Annotated in this window: 16 protein-coding genes; 2 read left to right on the forward strand and 14 right to left on the reverse strand. The window is 61.9% G+C overall.

Annotated elements, in window-relative coordinates:
• Nucleotides 1–107 precede the first annotated feature (107 nt).
• On the forward strand, nucleotides 108–1,283 hold the full coding sequence (locus ABEA02_RS13945) for a CAP domain-containing protein (protein ID WP_345533701.1): 1,176 nt from the start codon (nucleotides 108–110) through the stop codon (nucleotides 1,281–1,283).
• On the opposite strand, the gene nagZ is transcribed toward ABEA02_RS13945, so the two are convergent.
• The 14 genes from nagZ to rpoE form a co-directional block, all read right to left on the reverse strand.
• On the reverse strand, nucleotides 1,270–2,307 hold the full coding sequence (gene nagZ / locus ABEA02_RS13950; RefSeq protein WP_345533702.1) for a beta-N-acetylhexosaminidase: 1,038 nt from the start codon (nucleotides 2,305–2,307) through the stop codon (nucleotides 1,270–1,272). The two genes, ABEA02_RS13945 and nagZ, sit on opposite strands and share 14 nt — an antisense overlap.
• Nucleotide 2,308: 1 nt before the next feature.
• Nucleotides 2,309–2,695 carry a holo-ACP synthase gene (gene acpS, locus ABEA02_RS13955; RefSeq protein ID WP_345533703.1) on the reverse strand — a complete coding sequence of 129 codons (387 nt, stop codon included), beginning with the start codon at nucleotides 2,693–2,695 and terminating at the stop codon, nucleotides 2,309–2,311.
• Nucleotides 2,692–3,462 (reverse strand): pyridoxine 5'-phosphate synthase, encoded by a 771-nt coding sequence (locus ABEA02_RS13960; protein WP_345533704.1) that lies wholly within the window; start codon nucleotides 3,460–3,462, stop codon nucleotides 2,692–2,694. Before ABEA02_RS13960 ends, acpS begins: the two co-directional genes overlap by 4 nt.
• Nucleotides 3,459–4,184, reverse strand: coding sequence for a DNA repair protein RecO (gene recO / locus ABEA02_RS13965; RefSeq protein ID WP_345533705.1), 726 nt, complete (start codon nucleotides 4,182–4,184; stop codon nucleotides 3,459–3,461). The genes ABEA02_RS13960 and recO overlap by 4 nt, the downstream gene beginning before the upstream one ends.
• 9 nt (nucleotides 4,185–4,193) lie before the next feature.
• The gene (era, locus tag ABEA02_RS13970) at nucleotides 4,194–5,105 is read right to left on the reverse strand and encodes a GTPase Era (RefSeq protein WP_345533706.1); all 912 of its coding nucleotides are present in this window, start codon (nucleotides 5,103–5,105) and stop codon (nucleotides 4,194–4,196) included.
• Entirely contained in the window at nucleotides 5,102–5,773 is a 672-nt protein-coding gene (rnc, locus tag ABEA02_RS13975) for a ribonuclease III (protein ID WP_345533707.1), read from the reverse strand. Before rnc ends, era begins: the two co-directional genes overlap by 4 nt.
• Before the next feature lie 13 nt (nucleotides 5,774–5,786).
• Complete coding sequence (locus ABEA02_RS13980; RefSeq protein WP_345533708.1) at nucleotides 5,787–6,164, reverse strand: DUF4845 domain-containing protein; 378 nt, start codon at nucleotides 6,162–6,164, stop codon at nucleotides 5,787–5,789.
• A 26-nt stretch (nucleotides 6,165–6,190) separates the two neighbouring features.
• Nucleotides 6,191–6,997: a signal peptidase I gene (lepB, locus tag ABEA02_RS13985; RefSeq protein ID WP_345533709.1), complete on the reverse strand. Its 807-nt coding sequence runs from the start codon at nucleotides 6,995–6,997 to the stop codon at nucleotides 6,191–6,193.
• Between the two features lie 36 nt (nucleotides 6,998–7,033).
• Nucleotides 7,034–8,830 carry a translation elongation factor 4 gene (gene lepA, locus ABEA02_RS13990; protein WP_345533710.1) on the reverse strand — a complete coding sequence of 599 codons (1,797 nt, stop codon included), beginning with the start codon at nucleotides 8,828–8,830 and terminating at the stop codon, nucleotides 7,034–7,036.
• A 92-nt stretch (nucleotides 8,831–8,922) separates the two neighbouring features.
• Nucleotides 8,923–10,392, reverse strand: a complete 1,470-nt coding sequence (locus tag ABEA02_RS13995) for a Do family serine endopeptidase (RefSeq protein ID WP_345533711.1) — start codon at nucleotides 10,390–10,392, stop codon at nucleotides 8,923–8,925.
• Nucleotides 10,392–10,823: a SoxR reducing system RseC family protein gene (locus ABEA02_RS14000; RefSeq protein WP_345533712.1), complete on the reverse strand. Its 432-nt coding sequence runs from the start codon at nucleotides 10,821–10,823 to the stop codon at nucleotides 10,392–10,394. The genes ABEA02_RS13995 and ABEA02_RS14000 overlap by 1 nt, the downstream gene beginning before the upstream one ends.
• A 7-nt stretch (nucleotides 10,824–10,830) precedes the next feature.
• Nucleotides 10,831–11,799, reverse strand: a complete 969-nt coding sequence (locus ABEA02_RS14005) for a MucB/RseB C-terminal domain-containing protein (RefSeq protein ID WP_345533713.1) — start codon at nucleotides 11,797–11,799, stop codon at nucleotides 10,831–10,833.
• A gap of 11 nt (nucleotides 11,800–11,810) precedes the next feature.
• A complete protein-coding gene (locus ABEA02_RS14010; RefSeq protein ID WP_345533714.1) occupies nucleotides 11,811–12,344 on the reverse strand; it encodes a sigma-E factor negative regulatory protein in 534 nt (177 codons plus the stop codon).
• An 8-nt stretch (nucleotides 12,345–12,352) separates the two neighbouring features.
• Nucleotides 12,353–12,952: an RNA polymerase sigma factor RpoE gene (gene rpoE / locus ABEA02_RS14015; RefSeq protein ID WP_345533715.1), complete on the reverse strand. Its 600-nt coding sequence runs from the start codon at nucleotides 12,950–12,952 to the stop codon at nucleotides 12,353–12,355.
• A 240-nt stretch (nucleotides 12,953–13,192) separates the two neighbouring features.
• Here rpoE and nadB point away from each other — a divergent pair, with 240 nt between their 5' ends.
• Nucleotides 13,193–14,800: an L-aspartate oxidase gene (gene nadB, locus ABEA02_RS14020; RefSeq protein ID WP_345533716.1), complete on the forward strand. Its 1,608-nt coding sequence runs from the start codon at nucleotides 13,193–13,195 to the stop codon at nucleotides 14,798–14,800.
• Nucleotides 14,801–14,805: the final 5 nt, after the last annotated feature.

Consider the following 14,805-nt stretch of genomic DNA (forward strand, 5'->3'; position numbering starts at 1 on the left):
CGGACGCTCCCGCGCATCCATCGCAGACCGGCGGAAATCCTGCGGTCCTGCGTAGCGCCTGCCGCAGAATGCGCCAACTCTGCCGTACCGCTCCCGGACCCTCCGCCATGCCCCAACCACTGAAACACCTCGCCTCCGGCCTGATCCATCATCTGCCCGCCCTGCTCCTGTGCGCTCTGTGTGCCTGTGGCGGAGGCGGCGGTGGAGGTGGGAGCAGCACGGGCTCGACCGGCGCATCATCCAGCGCGAGCAGCAGCAAGGCCAGCAGCCAATCGAGTACCGCCAGCGTTACGAGCAGCAGCAGTAGCAGCGCCTCGTCCAGCAAGTCCTCCAGCGCCAGCGTCGCTTCATCGACGAGCTCCTCAGCCGTTTCGTCAGCCGTTTCGTCAGCTGTTTCGTCAGCTGTTTCGTCAGCCAGCTCAGCGGGCAGCAGCGTCTCTTCCGGCCTGTATCTCACACAGCCAGACGTAGCAACGTGCAGCCCGGGTCAACTGAAAGACAGTGAACGCACGGCCGTACTGAACAAGCTCAACGCAGTACGCGCACGCCATGGTCTCGCAGCCGTGAGCTACGACAGCAGCTTCGACGCCGGCGCGGCAGAAGCCGCCATGTACATGGTCGCCAACAAGGCACTGACGCACAGCCCCAGCAGCGGCGGGCTCTGCTATACCGCAAACGCGGCGTCTCTGGCCGGCAGCAGCAACCTCCATCTCTCCTGGACCAGCGGCAGCACGACACAGAACATCGCCAGCAGCGATGCCATAGTCGGCTACCTCATCGACGACAACGTGAGTTCGCTGGGCCACCGCCGCTGGGTGCTCTATCCCTTCCTCGCCACTACGACCTACGGCCGCGTCGATGGTCAGCCGAGTGGCACCAGCAACAAATACATGTCATCCGTACTGAAGGTGATCGGCGGCGCAGCCAGCAGCGTCAGCATGAGCAATGACTTCGTCGCCTATCCGTACGGCAACTACCCGGCGAGCGAGTTCTCGACCAGCTGGTTCTTGTCGTTCTCGGTCGTTGCCAGCAAGACCAATGCGAATGCCAATGGCAGTGGGCAGGTGAGTTTTGCCGGCGCCACCATCACGGTTGCACGGCCCGACAACACGACACTGACGATCAGCGAACAGAGCGCGGACTACGCGGGCTACGGCCTCGCCAACAACCTGCAGTGGAAAGTGAGCGGCCTGACGACAGGTGTGACCTATACAGTCACGATCAGCAACGTGGTCGTGAATGGCAGTACGCGCAGCTTCAGCTACAACTTCACGTTGCAGTGAGCTGCTGCAGGCTGTGCCAGGCTTGCTGGTAGCGAGGTTCCACCGGCAGGGTTTCAGGGTGCATGCGCGCAGTCGGCCGCAGCCGGTCAATGCGCGCGGCGGATTCCGCCGACACCTGCGGCTGCCAGCGAGACAGCAGATCGTGAGTCAGGTCGGGGCGGTTACACACCAGAACCATGTCGCAACCTGCAGCATGCGCCGCATCGGCACGTGCAACGATGTCACCGACGACTGTGGCGCCTTCCATGGTGAGGTCATCGCTGAAGATGACGCCATTGAAGCCGATGCGGCTTCTCAGTACATCCTGCAGCCAGAAGCGCGAAAAGCCCGCCGGATTGGGATCCACATTCTCGTACACCACGTGGGCCGGCATCACGCCGCTGAGCACCAGCTTCAGTTCATGTCGATAAGGCACGATGTCTTCGCGCCAGATCTCGTCGAATTCGCGCGAATCCGTCGGCATTGCCACGTGCGAATCGGCCTCGGCAAAACCATGGCCGGGAAAATGTTTGCCGACCGAGCCCATGCCAGCCTCGCGCAGACCCAGCGATAGCGCATAGGCCAGCTCGGCTGAAACCTGCGGATCGCGGTGAAACGAACGGTCACCGATCACGCTGCTGTGACCATAGTCCAGGTCAAGCACGGGCGTGAAGGAGAGATCCACTCCTTGCGCCAGCAATTCGGCGGCCAGCACGTAGCCCGTATCCTGTGCGAGATAACGCGCATGCTGCGCGTCGAGCTGCCAGACCTCGCCGATGCGACGCATCGCCGGCAGTCTCGTGAAGCCGCTGCGGAAGCGCTGCACGCGCCCGCCTTCGTGGTCGACGGCAATGATCAATGCAGGATTGCGCAGTGCGTGAATCTCGGCGCACAGCGCAGCGAGCTGATCGGGATTGTCGTAATTGCGCGTAAAGAGGATGACGCCGCCGACGAGCGGATGCTGCAGGATTTCGCGCTCGGCATCGCTCAGGCTGTGGCCCACCACATCACACATCACGGGGCCAAGGGGTTGCTGCAAGCTCATGTCAGGTCCTGTCCAGTTGCTCGATGATGGCGAAAGCCACCACGTATTCCTTTTCATCGCTGATCGACAGCTGCGCCACCAGGCTACGCTCGCGCATCAAAGCCCCCAACGCCTCGTTGAACGAAAACGCTGGCTTGCCCAATTCATTGTGCGTCACCGCGATTGCATGCAGCGTGACGGGGGCACGCAACCCGGTGCCGAATGCCTTGGAGAAGGCCTCTTTGGCGGCGAAACGCTTGGCAAGAAAGCGTGCCGGATCCGCGGCGCGCGCCAGATCGGCATGTTCAGGCTCGGCGAGCATGGTTTCGGCGTAGCGTTCGCCGTGGCGCGCCAACCCCTCGCGGATGCGAGCCACCGACACGATGTCGGTGCCGATACCGAAAATCATGCTGTGTGTTGCCCCGGCGCGCGCAAGGCTGCTTCACGCATCAGGCGCTTCATTTCCGCCACAGCACCACGCAAGCCCATGAACACGGCACGGCTGACGATGGCGTGGCCGATGTGCAGCTCACGCACTTCGGGCAAAGCCGCCACGGGCTGCACGTTGAAATAGTTGAGCGCATGACCGGCGTTGAAACGCATGCCGAGATCGACGATGGCATGACCAGCCACGCGGATGCGGTTGAGCTCTTCAAGCACTGCCGGGCTGCGCGCATCGCGCCCCTTGGCATGAAACGCATGGGCATACGGCCCGGTGTGGATCTCGCAGACACGCGCACCGATGCGCGCAGCCGCCTCAACCTGCGCCAGATCCGCGTCGATGAAGACGCTGGTCATGATGCCTGCGTCGCGCAGGCGGCTGATGACGTCACGCAGCTCGGTTTCGTTGCCGACGATGTTCAGCCCACCCTCGGTCGTCACCTCCTGGCGACCTTCAGGCACCAGCATGGCCATCTCGGGCTTGATGTCGCAGGCAATGCCGACCATCTCGGCGGTAGCCGCCATTTCGAGATTGAGCTTGATATGGGTGAGCTCGCGCAGACGACGCACGTCCTGATCCTGGATGTGCCGACGGTCTTCGCGCAAATGCACGGTGATGCCGTCTGCTCCCCCCAGGTGCGCTTCGACAGCGGCCCACACCGGGTCCGGCTCATAGCTGCGGCGCGCCTGGCGCAGCGTGGCGACGTGGTCAATATTGACGCCCAGTTCGATCATAGTTCCTGCAACTCCATGAGAATGCGCCGGGACTCCAGCGCTTGCCCACCAAGATGATGGTGCATCAATCGCCGCATCAGGCTGCGCGCCTGTGACAAGGTGGCGGGCGCCGAGAAATCGTCGCGCGCCATGGCCAGCAATACATGACCGTCAAGCACTGGAATATCGCCCATGTCGCGGTCGGCTTCAACCACACCGCGTTCATGGATGAACACGTAACGTCGTTCCGGCCGCACGACTTCACCCGTATCAGCCTCCGCGTCCAGAGTCAGCCCGTAGCCCAGCTCGCGCAGCAAGGCCAGTTCGAAGCTGCGCAGCAAAGGCTCGGTGGGCGCATTGGCCGCCAGCGCGGCAATGGTCTGCGCATAGTGGTCGAACAGCACGGGATGCGCGTCTTCGCGCGGCAGCAAGCGAATCAGCAATTCGTTGAGGTAATAGCCGCACAGCAGTTCCCGCCCCGCCAGCAGAGCCTGACCGCCGAGCCAGGACGCTGCCGTAAGCGTTTTCAGATCGGCCTTGCCGGTCCAGCTGACCGCCAGCGGCTGGAAGGCCATCAATACGCCACGCAATTGTGATGCTGGCCGCCGCGCCCCCTTGGCCACCAGTGGCAAGCGGCCGTGATCACGCGCAAAAGTTTCAACAATCAGGCTGGTCTCGCGCCAAGGATAGGTATGCAGCACGAAAGCACTGGCTTCATCGATGCGCAGGCGTGTTGAGACCATTGCGGCCGGTCAGTCGTACCCGAGCGACTTGAGCGCACGTTCGTCGTCGGCCCATCCGCTCTTTACCTTGACCCAGACTTCGAGATAGACCTTGCCGTCGAACAGCTTTTCCATGTCGACGCGTGCCTCGGTCGAAATCCGCTTGAGGTGCTGACCCCCCTTGCCGATGACCATGGCCTTGTGCGCGGCCTTGTCGACGATGATGGCCGCAAAAATACGCCGCAAACCACCCTGCACCTCGAATTTTTCGATCTCGACCGCCATGCCGTAAGGCAGCTCTTCACCAAGCAGGCGGAACAGCTTCTCGCGGATGAATTCTGACGCCAGAAAGCGCTCTGAACGATCAGTAATGTCATCTTCGCCGAACACCGGCTCGCCCTCGGGCAGATATTTCGCCAGCGTGCGCAGCAGCTCGGGCGCATTGTTACCGCGCTGGGCACTGACCGGCACCATGTCGGCAAAGGGATACTCGGCCGCCATCTTCTCGAGAAAGGGCAACACCTCGCCTTTGTCCTCGAGCATGTCGATCTTGTTGATGACCAGCACGACCTTCGCGCCCTCGGGCAGCAAGGCCAGCACCTGGCGATCCGCCGGGCCAAATTGCCCGGCTTCGATCACCAGCGCCACCACATCCACGTCCGGCAAAACCTGCGTGACCGTGCGGTTCATCGTGCGGTTGAGCGCATTCTTGTGCCGAGTCTGGAATCCGGGTGTATCCACGAAAATGAACTGATTGTTGCCCTCGGTCAGCACGCCCGTGACGCGATGGCGCGTGGTCTGCGCCTTGCGCGAGACGATGCTGACCTTCTGCCCGACAAAGCGATTGAGCAGCGTGGACTTGCCGACATTGGGGCGGCCGACGATGGCGATGTAACCCGTATGAAATGCCTGCGGGACTTCGGGCGCGGAGTTATCAGTCATGCTGTTCCAATCTGGGCGAGCGCCTGCTGCGCTGCCGCCTGTTCCGCAATGCGACGGCTATTACCGCTGCCGCGGGTGTGAATGTTGAGGGAGGGGATCACGCAGGCCATTTCGAACTCCTGCTGATGTGCCTCCCCGCGCGTCTCGACGAGCTCGTAGTTCGGCAAAGGCAAACGACGTGCCTGCAAGAGTTCCTGCAGGGCCGTCTTCGGATCTTTGAGGCTGCGCTGTGGATCCAGCCCTTCCAGTAAGGGCATGTAGAGCTGCACGACCAGTTGCTCTGCAGCGCCAAAACCACCATCCAGAAAGACCGCACCAATCAAGGCTTCTGTTGCATCGGCAAGGATGGAGGGACGGCGATCACCGCCACTGCGCAACTCTCCCTCGCCCAATCGCAAAAGCGCCCCCAGACCAAGTCCGATCGCGATGCCGTGCAAGGCGTCCTGCCGCACCAGCTGCGCCCGCAAACGAGACAGTTCACCTTCACGCAACTGCGCAAAACGCGCATACAGCTGCGTGGCAATAACCATGTTGAGGACGGAGTCGCCGAGGAACTCGAGACGCTCGTAATGATCCGCGCTGAAGCTGCGGTGAGTCAGCGCCTGCTGCAGCAGACGCGCTTCCTTGAAGTGATACGCGATGCCGCGTTGCAGGGCATCCAGGCTCACGAACTCACAAACCTCATTTGCCTTTGGCGCCTTCCGAGGCGACCGAAAAGTCGAAATACAGGCCGCAATTGCCGAACAGCTCGACCTCACGGCGATAGTCGACGGACAGGTAAGCACGTCCGTCTTCCTTGGTGACGACAATTGTCTGCGGATCTACGGAGTTGATGTCGTTGATCTGCGCGTATTTCGCAAAGGCGTTGCGAAAAACAGTGGCGGACTGCTGGACATCCGTCGAAGAGATAATGGACTTGAATGCCCCCTTCACAGCGGAATACTCGGTAAACACCGGCACCAGCTTGAGTCCGAGCATCAATGCCGCCACGAGGAACATACCAACGATCAAGGTCGATACGAGTGTAAGACCGCTTTGCTTGCGCTTGAAACCTTGCATGAGCCTGCCCTCCCTCTCAAGAATGCTTACTTGAAACTACCAATACGACTGAAATCGATGCCCTTCGGGAAGGGCAGAATGCTGTCGATGTGGAACCAGACGAAGAATGCCTTACCCACTATATTCTCTTCCGGCACAAAGCCCCAAACACGGGAGTCGGCGCTGTTGTCCCGGTTGTCGCCCATCATGAAATAGTGGCCTGGCGGCACCGTACAGATCACGTTCTGGGCCGAACGCACACAGTTCTCGTTGTAGGGATGCGGAATGCTCATCGCATTGCGATTGTCGGCCGGGTTGTTGAGCATGGCGTGCTCGACGTCACCCAAGGTTTCCAGGAAGCGCTGGTTGGTCACCGTACCTTCCACGAAATCGCCCGCGTCCTTGACCGGCACCGCCACCCCGTTCACCGTCAGGCGCTTGTTGATGTATTCGATCTTGTCGCCAGGCAAGCCTACAACGCGCTTGATGTAGTCCTGTGTCTTGTCCTGCGGATAACGGAAGACCATCACATCACCACGCTGGGGCAGGTTCACTTCGATGATCTTCTTGTTGAGCACCGGCAAACGCACCCCGTAGGTGTACTTGTTCACCAGGATGAAGTCGCCCACCATCAAGGTCGGCACCATTGAGCCCGAAGGGATGCGGAACGGTTCGACCCAGAACGAGCGCAACAGGAAAATCGGCAGGATGACGGGAAAAAAACTGGCGCCGTACTCAACCCACCACGGGTCAGGCGAACCCTTGCTACGCAGCTTGCGGGCCTTGAACACATCGAAGAACCAGAGTGCACCGGTCACAACAGACAACAGGAACAGGATCAGGGCGAAATCCACAAGCACCTCGAATTGATTGTTTAGGGCGACGGCGCCTTACTTGCCATCGCTGACACGCAAGACGGCGAGGAAGGCTTCCTGCGGAATCTCCACATTGCCCACCTGCTTCATGCGCTTCTTGCCTTCCTTCTGCCTCTCCAGCAGTTTCTTCTTGCGCGAAATGTCGCCGCCGTAACACTTGGCCAGCACGTTCTTGCGCAGGGCCTTGATGGTTTCGCGCGAAATGATGTTCGCACCGATTGCGGCCTGGATCGCCACGTCGAACATCTGGCGCGGGATCAGTTCGCGCAGCTTGGCGGCCAGTTCGCGGCCACGGTACACGGCATTCTCGCGGTGAACGATGACAGACAGCGCATCGACCTTCTCGCTGCTCACCAGCATGTCGAGCTTGACCACGTCAGCTGCGCGATATTCCTTGAACTCGTAATCCAGCGAAGCGTAGCCACGCGACACGGATTTCAGCTTGTCGAAGAAGTCCATCACTACTTCGGCCATGGGCATCTCATAGACCAGCTTCACCTGGCGACCGTGGTAGTGCATGTCAACCTGGTTGCCGCGCTTCTGGTTGCACAGCGTGATGACCGTGCCGACGTAATCCTGCGGCAGGAAGATCGTCGCCGTGATGATGGGCTCACGGATCTCGGCGATCTTCGAGATTTCCGGCAGCTTGGATGGATTCTCGATCTTGATGATGTCGCCGTTGTTCATCACGACCTCGTACACCACAGTCGGTGCGGTCGTGATGAGATCCATGTTGAACTCGCGCTCCAGGCGTTCCTGCACGATTTCCATGTGCAGCAAACCGAGGAAGCCGCAACGGAAGCCGAAGCCCAGGGCCTGCGACACTTCCGGTTCGTACTGCAGCGACGCATCGTTGAGCTGGAGCTTTTCGAGCGAATCGCGCAGCTGGTCGTACTCGCTGGACTCCACCGGGTAGAGGCCGGCAAACACCTGTGGTTTGATTTCCTTGAAACCGTCGAGCGGCTCCGGTGCCGCCTTGTTGGCGATGGTGATGGTGTCGCCAACCTTGGCCGCCTTGAGCTCCTTGATGCCGGCGATGACGAAACCCACCTGTCCGGCCGACAGCGATTCGCGCTGCACGGACTTTGGCGAGAACACGCCAACCTGTTCGCACAGTTGCTGCGCACCGGTGCTCATGAACAGGAGTTTATCTTTGGGGCGCATGGTGCCATCCACCACACGCACCAGCATCACGACGCCAACGTAGTTGTCGAACCACGAGTCGATGATCAGCGCCTTGAGCGGCGCTTCCGGATCACCCTCTGGCGGCGGCATGCGCGTGATGACGGCTTCCAGAATGTCGTCGATACCCATGCCGGTCTTGGCGCTGCAGGGGATCGCATCGGTCGCGTCGATGCCGATCACATCTTCAACCTCTTGCCGCGCATTGTCCGGGTCCGCTGAAGGCAAGTCCATCTTGTTGAGCACGGGCACTACTTCAACGCCCTGCTCCAACGCGGTGTAGCAGTTGGCCACAGTCTGCGCTTCCACGCCCTGCGACGCATCGACGACCAGCAGCGCGCCCTCACAAGCAGCCAGCGAGCGACTCACCTCGTAGGAGAAGTCGACGTGCCCGGGTGTGTCGATGAGATTGAAGTTGTACTTTTTCCCATCACGCGCCACGTAAGTCAGCGCTGCCGTCTGCGCCTTGATGGTGATGCCGCGTTCGCGCTCCAGATCCATGGAGTCGAGCACCTGCGCCTCCATTTCACGGTCGGACAAACCGCCGCAGCGCTGGATGATGCGATCAGCCAGCGTGGACTTGCCGTGATCGATGTGGGCGATGATGGAAAAGTTGCGTATGTGCTGCATTCGACATGAAAAAGGGCGCGCTAGACGCCCTTTGGAACCCTGAATTTGCGCGACCGACGATTATAGCCGAGGGCAGTGACCGGCAGCCGCTTTCATCGCGCCGGCCGGGCTACCGCCCTGGCTGGCACACGCAGACCGACAAAATTCTGGGCATCGCCACGCTGTACACGCAGGGTGACCGCCGCGCCAGGGGCCAGCGCATTCGTCAGCTGGTTGAAATGCTCGGCCGAGCGCACCTCGACGAGCTTGCCGCGGCTCACCAGCGCGGTGACGACGTCTCCTGCACGCAACTCGGCCCGCGCCGCAACGCTGGCGGACTGCCGGATAGCCGCTCCGCCATTGAGCCCCATTTCTCGCTTCTGGGCAGGCGTCAGATCCTGCGTCACCAGCCCAAGGCTATTGGCGCCACGCAGCACCGGCTCCTTGACGGGGGTTGTTGGGGCATCAGCTTCAAGGCGGGCAAACTCGCCGACCTCGACCATCAGCTCGCGCACACTGCCTGCACGGTAGATCTGCATCGGCACCTTGCTGCCCGGCCGCACGACCCCGACGATGCGGGGCATCTCGATGGAATCGGCAACCGGCTTGCCGCCAAAAGCCAGCACGATATCCCCTGGCTCTACACCCGCCTTGATCGCTGTGCCATCCGGATCCACACCGCTGACCAGGGCCCCACGAGCTTCACTGATGCCAAAGCTGTCAGCAATCTCGCGCGTCACGTCCTGGATGATCACGCCGATACGTCCGCGCCGCACGTAGCCGTACTGACGCAGCTGAGCCTGCACATCCAGCGCCACGTCGATCGGAATGGCAAAAGAAATGCCCATGAAACCGCCCGAGCGGGAGTAGATCTGGGAATTGATGCCCACCACCTCGCCCTTGAGGTTGAACAAGGGCCCTCCCGAATTGCCCGGGTTGATGGCCACATCCGTCTGGATGAAGGGCACCAGAGTCTCGTCTGGCAAGGCACGGCCCTTGGCGCTCACGATGCCAGCCGTCACCGTACTCTCGAAACCGAAAGGTGAACCGATGGCCAGTACCCAGTCACCGACGCTGAGTGTTTCAGGCCTGCCCAGACGCGCAACGGGCAAACCGTTGGCATCCACCTTGAGCAGGGCTATGTCGCTACGCTGGTCGCGCCCGACAACGCGGGCCGGCATCTCGCGACGGTCCGACAGGCGCACCAGGATTTCGTCCGCGCCCTCCACTACGTGGGCATTGGTCAGGATGTAGCCGTCTGCGCCAATGATGAAACCCGAGCCTGTGGCCTGCTCTTCTTCGCCCGGCACCGGAGCTTCCTTGCGCGGCGAAAATCGGCGCAGCCAGTCGGGCAGAGGCGTATCGTCCCCGAGACTGCGCAAGGGGTTCTCGGCACGGCGGGAAGATTGGGTTGCGGTGATATTGACCACCACGGGTGCATTTTTCGCCACCAGCTGAGCGAATTCCGGCAACTCGCGGGCAGCAGCCGGCTGCGTTAACGCCACAACAACGAATAGAGCCAGCGCTGCGCCCGGGATGGCAGCAAAGCGGGCAGCGAGGCTGCCCGGGATGAAACGCGTCATCAGGATTCCAGTATCTCGACCAGCCGGGGACGCACACTGCGCAGCCAGGCACGAATGCGCGGCGTCCTCAGCAAAAGGATCGAACATACCAGAGCGCCAAGGCTGCTCACAATCACAAGCGGTTCGGAGGCACCACCCCAGGCAGCCGCCAGCGCGCCTGACAGCAATGCAAAGAGGGGCAAACCATAGGCCAAGATGGCCGCACGCCACGGGATGCCATCCGGCACCTCGACCAGCACCCGACTCCCCGGCACGGCACCAGCAGGATTCTCGACTTCGTATTCCCGACAACGCGGACCGAACACATCGCCCAGCATGTCGCTGCGGCAACCACCAGCTTCATGGCAGCGCCCGCAGCCGCCGTCTTGCGCTTCAACGCGGACGAAGGTCCGCAAATCGACCACGCGGGTAACCCGGGCTTGCAGCCTCACAGGGGACTCAATTCTTGCCAGCCACTGGCGGATTAGCGGGCGTTACGCCTTCGGCAATTCGCTTGAGCGCCACCGGCGGTACCTCACCCACGGCTGTGACAACCGCATCGGCGCGCGTACTTCTATACATGGAGACGGGGCCCAGGAGATTATGCGTGGGCGGCACGCTGCGGCCACCACCAGGCTCGATGAACACCGAGACGCTGGCCAGGCCGTCGGAGAAGACCGCGTGCAACGCCTCAGGCGCATCCTTGCGGATGGGACGGCGAGACAAGGAAATCTGACGGAATCCGGGCGGCAGTCCGTTGAAAGCCCAACCGGCATCCTCCGGCCGAAGGTCCACACCGCGCGCATTGATAACCTTCCAGTCCGATCCACGTGAATAGCGCGCCTTGACCCTCTCACGATCCACCTGAGGCCCGATCTGGATTTCACTGTAGGCAAACTGCTCTATCACTTCGGCGGAAGACTTGAGCATTCTCGCCTTGAGCAGCAAGCCAGTACCCACATCGGCCCACAGCTCGTGACCGTAACGCATATCGTCGCGCGGTTCCAGGCGGATGGCCTGCGCATCGCGCGATGCCACCTTGCCGGTCTCGCCCATGCGGATCACATAGAAATCGCTGAGCCCCCCCATCGTCGCCACCAGGCGCCCCGGAAAACTCCCGGTCGCCGCGCGGTCGATGACCACCAAACGCTCGCTGGGCAGAAAGGTTTTTACCTCGTCGTTGAAACGGATGACTTCGCGCTGCGCGCCGTCCAGTGACTCAAGGCGCTCCTGCTGACCGGAACCATCAGTCACGTGCGTAATGCGGGCACTCTCGCTGCGACCGCCGCTTTCATACACGTAAACACCCGCAAAATTGGTACTGCGGGAAGCCTGGTTCATGCGGTGCAACCAGGTCAGCGCATCTCCCGCAAAGGCCGGCGACATGCCGACCACACCCATCAACGCGACGAAACACAAGCTGCGCACGCCCGGCCCTCTCAACGCGAAGCGACCAACCCCTGATCAAAGGAAACCGGACGCACATAACCCGACACGCCCGCCATTTGCACACCGCGCCCATTAGCCTGATGCGCCAGCAGATAGGCACGCGTCTCATCGTCCTGCTGAGCTGGCGCACGCACCAGCGCCAGAACGTTGCGCTCAGCCGGTGCGGCCTTGGCCACTACGGCGACCTCTGCGGCGGGGCGCTGATCGGGGCGAGTGCCCAGCATGGCCCAAGCCACCACCACCACACCTGACACTGCGGCAGCAACCGGCATCCAGCGCGGCATGTTGGCCGCCGGACGCTCAGCAGCGACGACTGGCGCGGAACGTGGCGCCAGAACGGTGGGCTCGTTCTCAAGCGCCTGCATCACGCGCAGCGAGAAATCGGGTGACAGGAGCTTTTCCCGGCGCATCACATCGCCAATCAGCCACCATGCTTCGCAGGCTTCGCGCGTCGCCGCGTCGGCAGCAACCGTGCCACCCTGCAATTCGCCATCCAGCCAGGCTGAAATCCGTTCGTTCGTCATCACACACCTCACCAGCGCTTATCAGGCGCGATATCCAGCATGGGCCTGATCCTTTCGGAGATGGCCTCACGCGCCCTGAAAATCCGCGATCTCACCGTGCCGATGGGGCAATCCATGACACTGGCGATCTCTTCGTAACTCAAACCCTCAATCTCACGCAACACAATGGCTGTGCGCAACTCCTCGGGCAAAGCATCCATTGCTGCGTTCACCGTCTCGCCGATCTGGCGCGTCATCATCAGACGCTCCGGCGTGTCGATGTCACGCAACGCATCTCCATCATCCATCGACTCGGCATCTTCCGAATCGGTCGGTGTCGTCGTCGGCGCCCTGCGCCCCTGCGACACCAGGTAATTCTTGGCCGTGTTGATACCGATCCGGTACAACCACGTGTAAAACGCGCTCTCGCCACGAAACGCTGGCAAAGCCCGATACGCCTTGATGAACGCTTCCTGCGTTACATCTTCCACCTCGGCAGGGTCGCGAATCATGCGCGACAACAGCCGGGCGAGCTTGCGCTGGTACTTCGACACAAGCAAACCAAAGGCCTGCTTGTCGCCGCGTTGTACACGCTCAACCAGTTGCTGATCAATTTCCCTGTCGCTCATCAAACCCGCTGCGCCCCCGGCACGCCATGCTGGCTGGCGAGTATAACGGAAGCGCCCCCAGCGCCCTCCATCTACCCTTACCGCCCCCTACCCTGGTACTACCTGCGTGCACTCGCGACGGCCAGACATTCCCTCCTGAAGTCCCAGTTGAGCCGTCAGACAACGCAACCCGCAGCAAGTTCATGGCTGATATAGTCGCCGCGTTGCGCGCCCCGTGACGCACTCCACAAGGATTCCCGCTTGAAGCAGTTTGACGTCCTGATCCTCGGCACCGGCCTGGCCGGCCAATCGCTCGCCCTGCGTCTCGCCGACACCCTGCAGGTTGCGCTGGTCACCAAGGGCGAGCTTTCAGCCGGCGCCAGCGCCTGGGCTCAGGGCGGCATCGCCGCCGTGGTCGACCCATCAGACTCTGTTGAAGCCCACTACCAGGACACTCTGGTCGCTGGCGCCCATCTCAACGACCCCGACGCCACGCGCTTCGTGGTCGAGAACGGACGCGGCGCCATCGAATGGCTGCGCCAGCAGGGTGTCCCTTTCACGCCAGACGACGAAACCGCCTGGGGCATGCACCTCACGCGTGAAGGTGGCCACAGCCACCGCCGCATCGTCCACGTCGCCGATGCCACGGGTGCGGCCGTCCAGGAAACCCTGATCGACCGTGTCAAACGCCACCCCAACATCCACATCCTCGAACACACGATCGCCGTCGACCTCATCGTCGGCCACAAGATCGGCAAATCGACCGCAGGCTGCCTCGGCGCCTACCTGATGGATATCCGCAGCGGCCAAATCGAACCCTGTGCCGCACGCTACACCGTGCTCGCCACTGGCGGCGCCGGCAAGGTCTACCTCTACACGACCAACCCGGATACCGCGACCGGCGACGGAATTGCGATGGCCTGGCGCGCGGGCTGTCGCGTCGCCAACATGGAGTTCATCCAGTTCCATCCGACCTGTCTCTATCACCCGCAGGCCAAGTCCTTCCTGATTTCGGAAGCCGTACGGGGCGAAGGCGGACTGCTCAAACTGCCCGACGGAAAGCGCTTCATGCCGGCACACGACCCGCGTGCCGAGCTGGCACCGCGCGACATCGTGGCACGCGCCATCGACTTCGAAATGAAGAAGCGTGGCCTGGATAGCGTCTTCCTCGACATCAGCCACAAGCCCGCCGATTTCCTGCAAGAGCATTTCCCCAACATCCTGGCGCGCTGTGCCGAGCTGGGGATTGACATCACGAAGCAACCCATCCCCGTCGTGCCCGCCGCGCACTACACCTGCGGTGGCGTGATGATCGACTTGCGCGCCCGCACCGATCTGCCCGGGCTCTACGCCATTGGCGAAACGGCTTGCTCCGGGCTGCATGGCGCCAACCGCCTGGCCAGCAACTCCCTGCTCGAATGCGTCGTGTTCGCCGATGCCGCCGCGCGCGACATCCTGAGCGGACAACGCAAGCTGGTTACCGACCTGCCGGTATGGGACGCAAGCCGCGTGACCGACGCCGACGAAGAAGTCGTGATTTCGCACAACTGGGACGAACTGCGGCGCTTCATGTGGGACTACGTCGGCATCGTGCGTACCACCAAGCGCCTGCAACGCGCCCAGCACCGCATTCGCCTGCTGGAACGCGAAATCGACGAGTATTACGCCAACTTCCGCGTCAGCAACGACCTCATTGAGCTGCGCAACCTCGTCACCACGGCGGATCTCATCGTGCGCAGCGCTCTGCGCCGTAAAGAGACGCGCGGCCTGCACTTCTCTCGCGATTACCCCGAGACAGCCAAACGCGCCAAATCCACCATTCTCAGCAACCGCCGCTTCCCGCTGCGCCTCAAACGCTGGAACAGCTGACCCCC

It is taken from the genome of Viridibacterium curvum, assembly GCF_039544165.1.
In the GTDB taxonomy this organism is placed as follows: domain Bacteria; phylum Pseudomonadota; class Gammaproteobacteria; order Burkholderiales; family Rhodocyclaceae; genus Viridibacterium; species Viridibacterium curvum.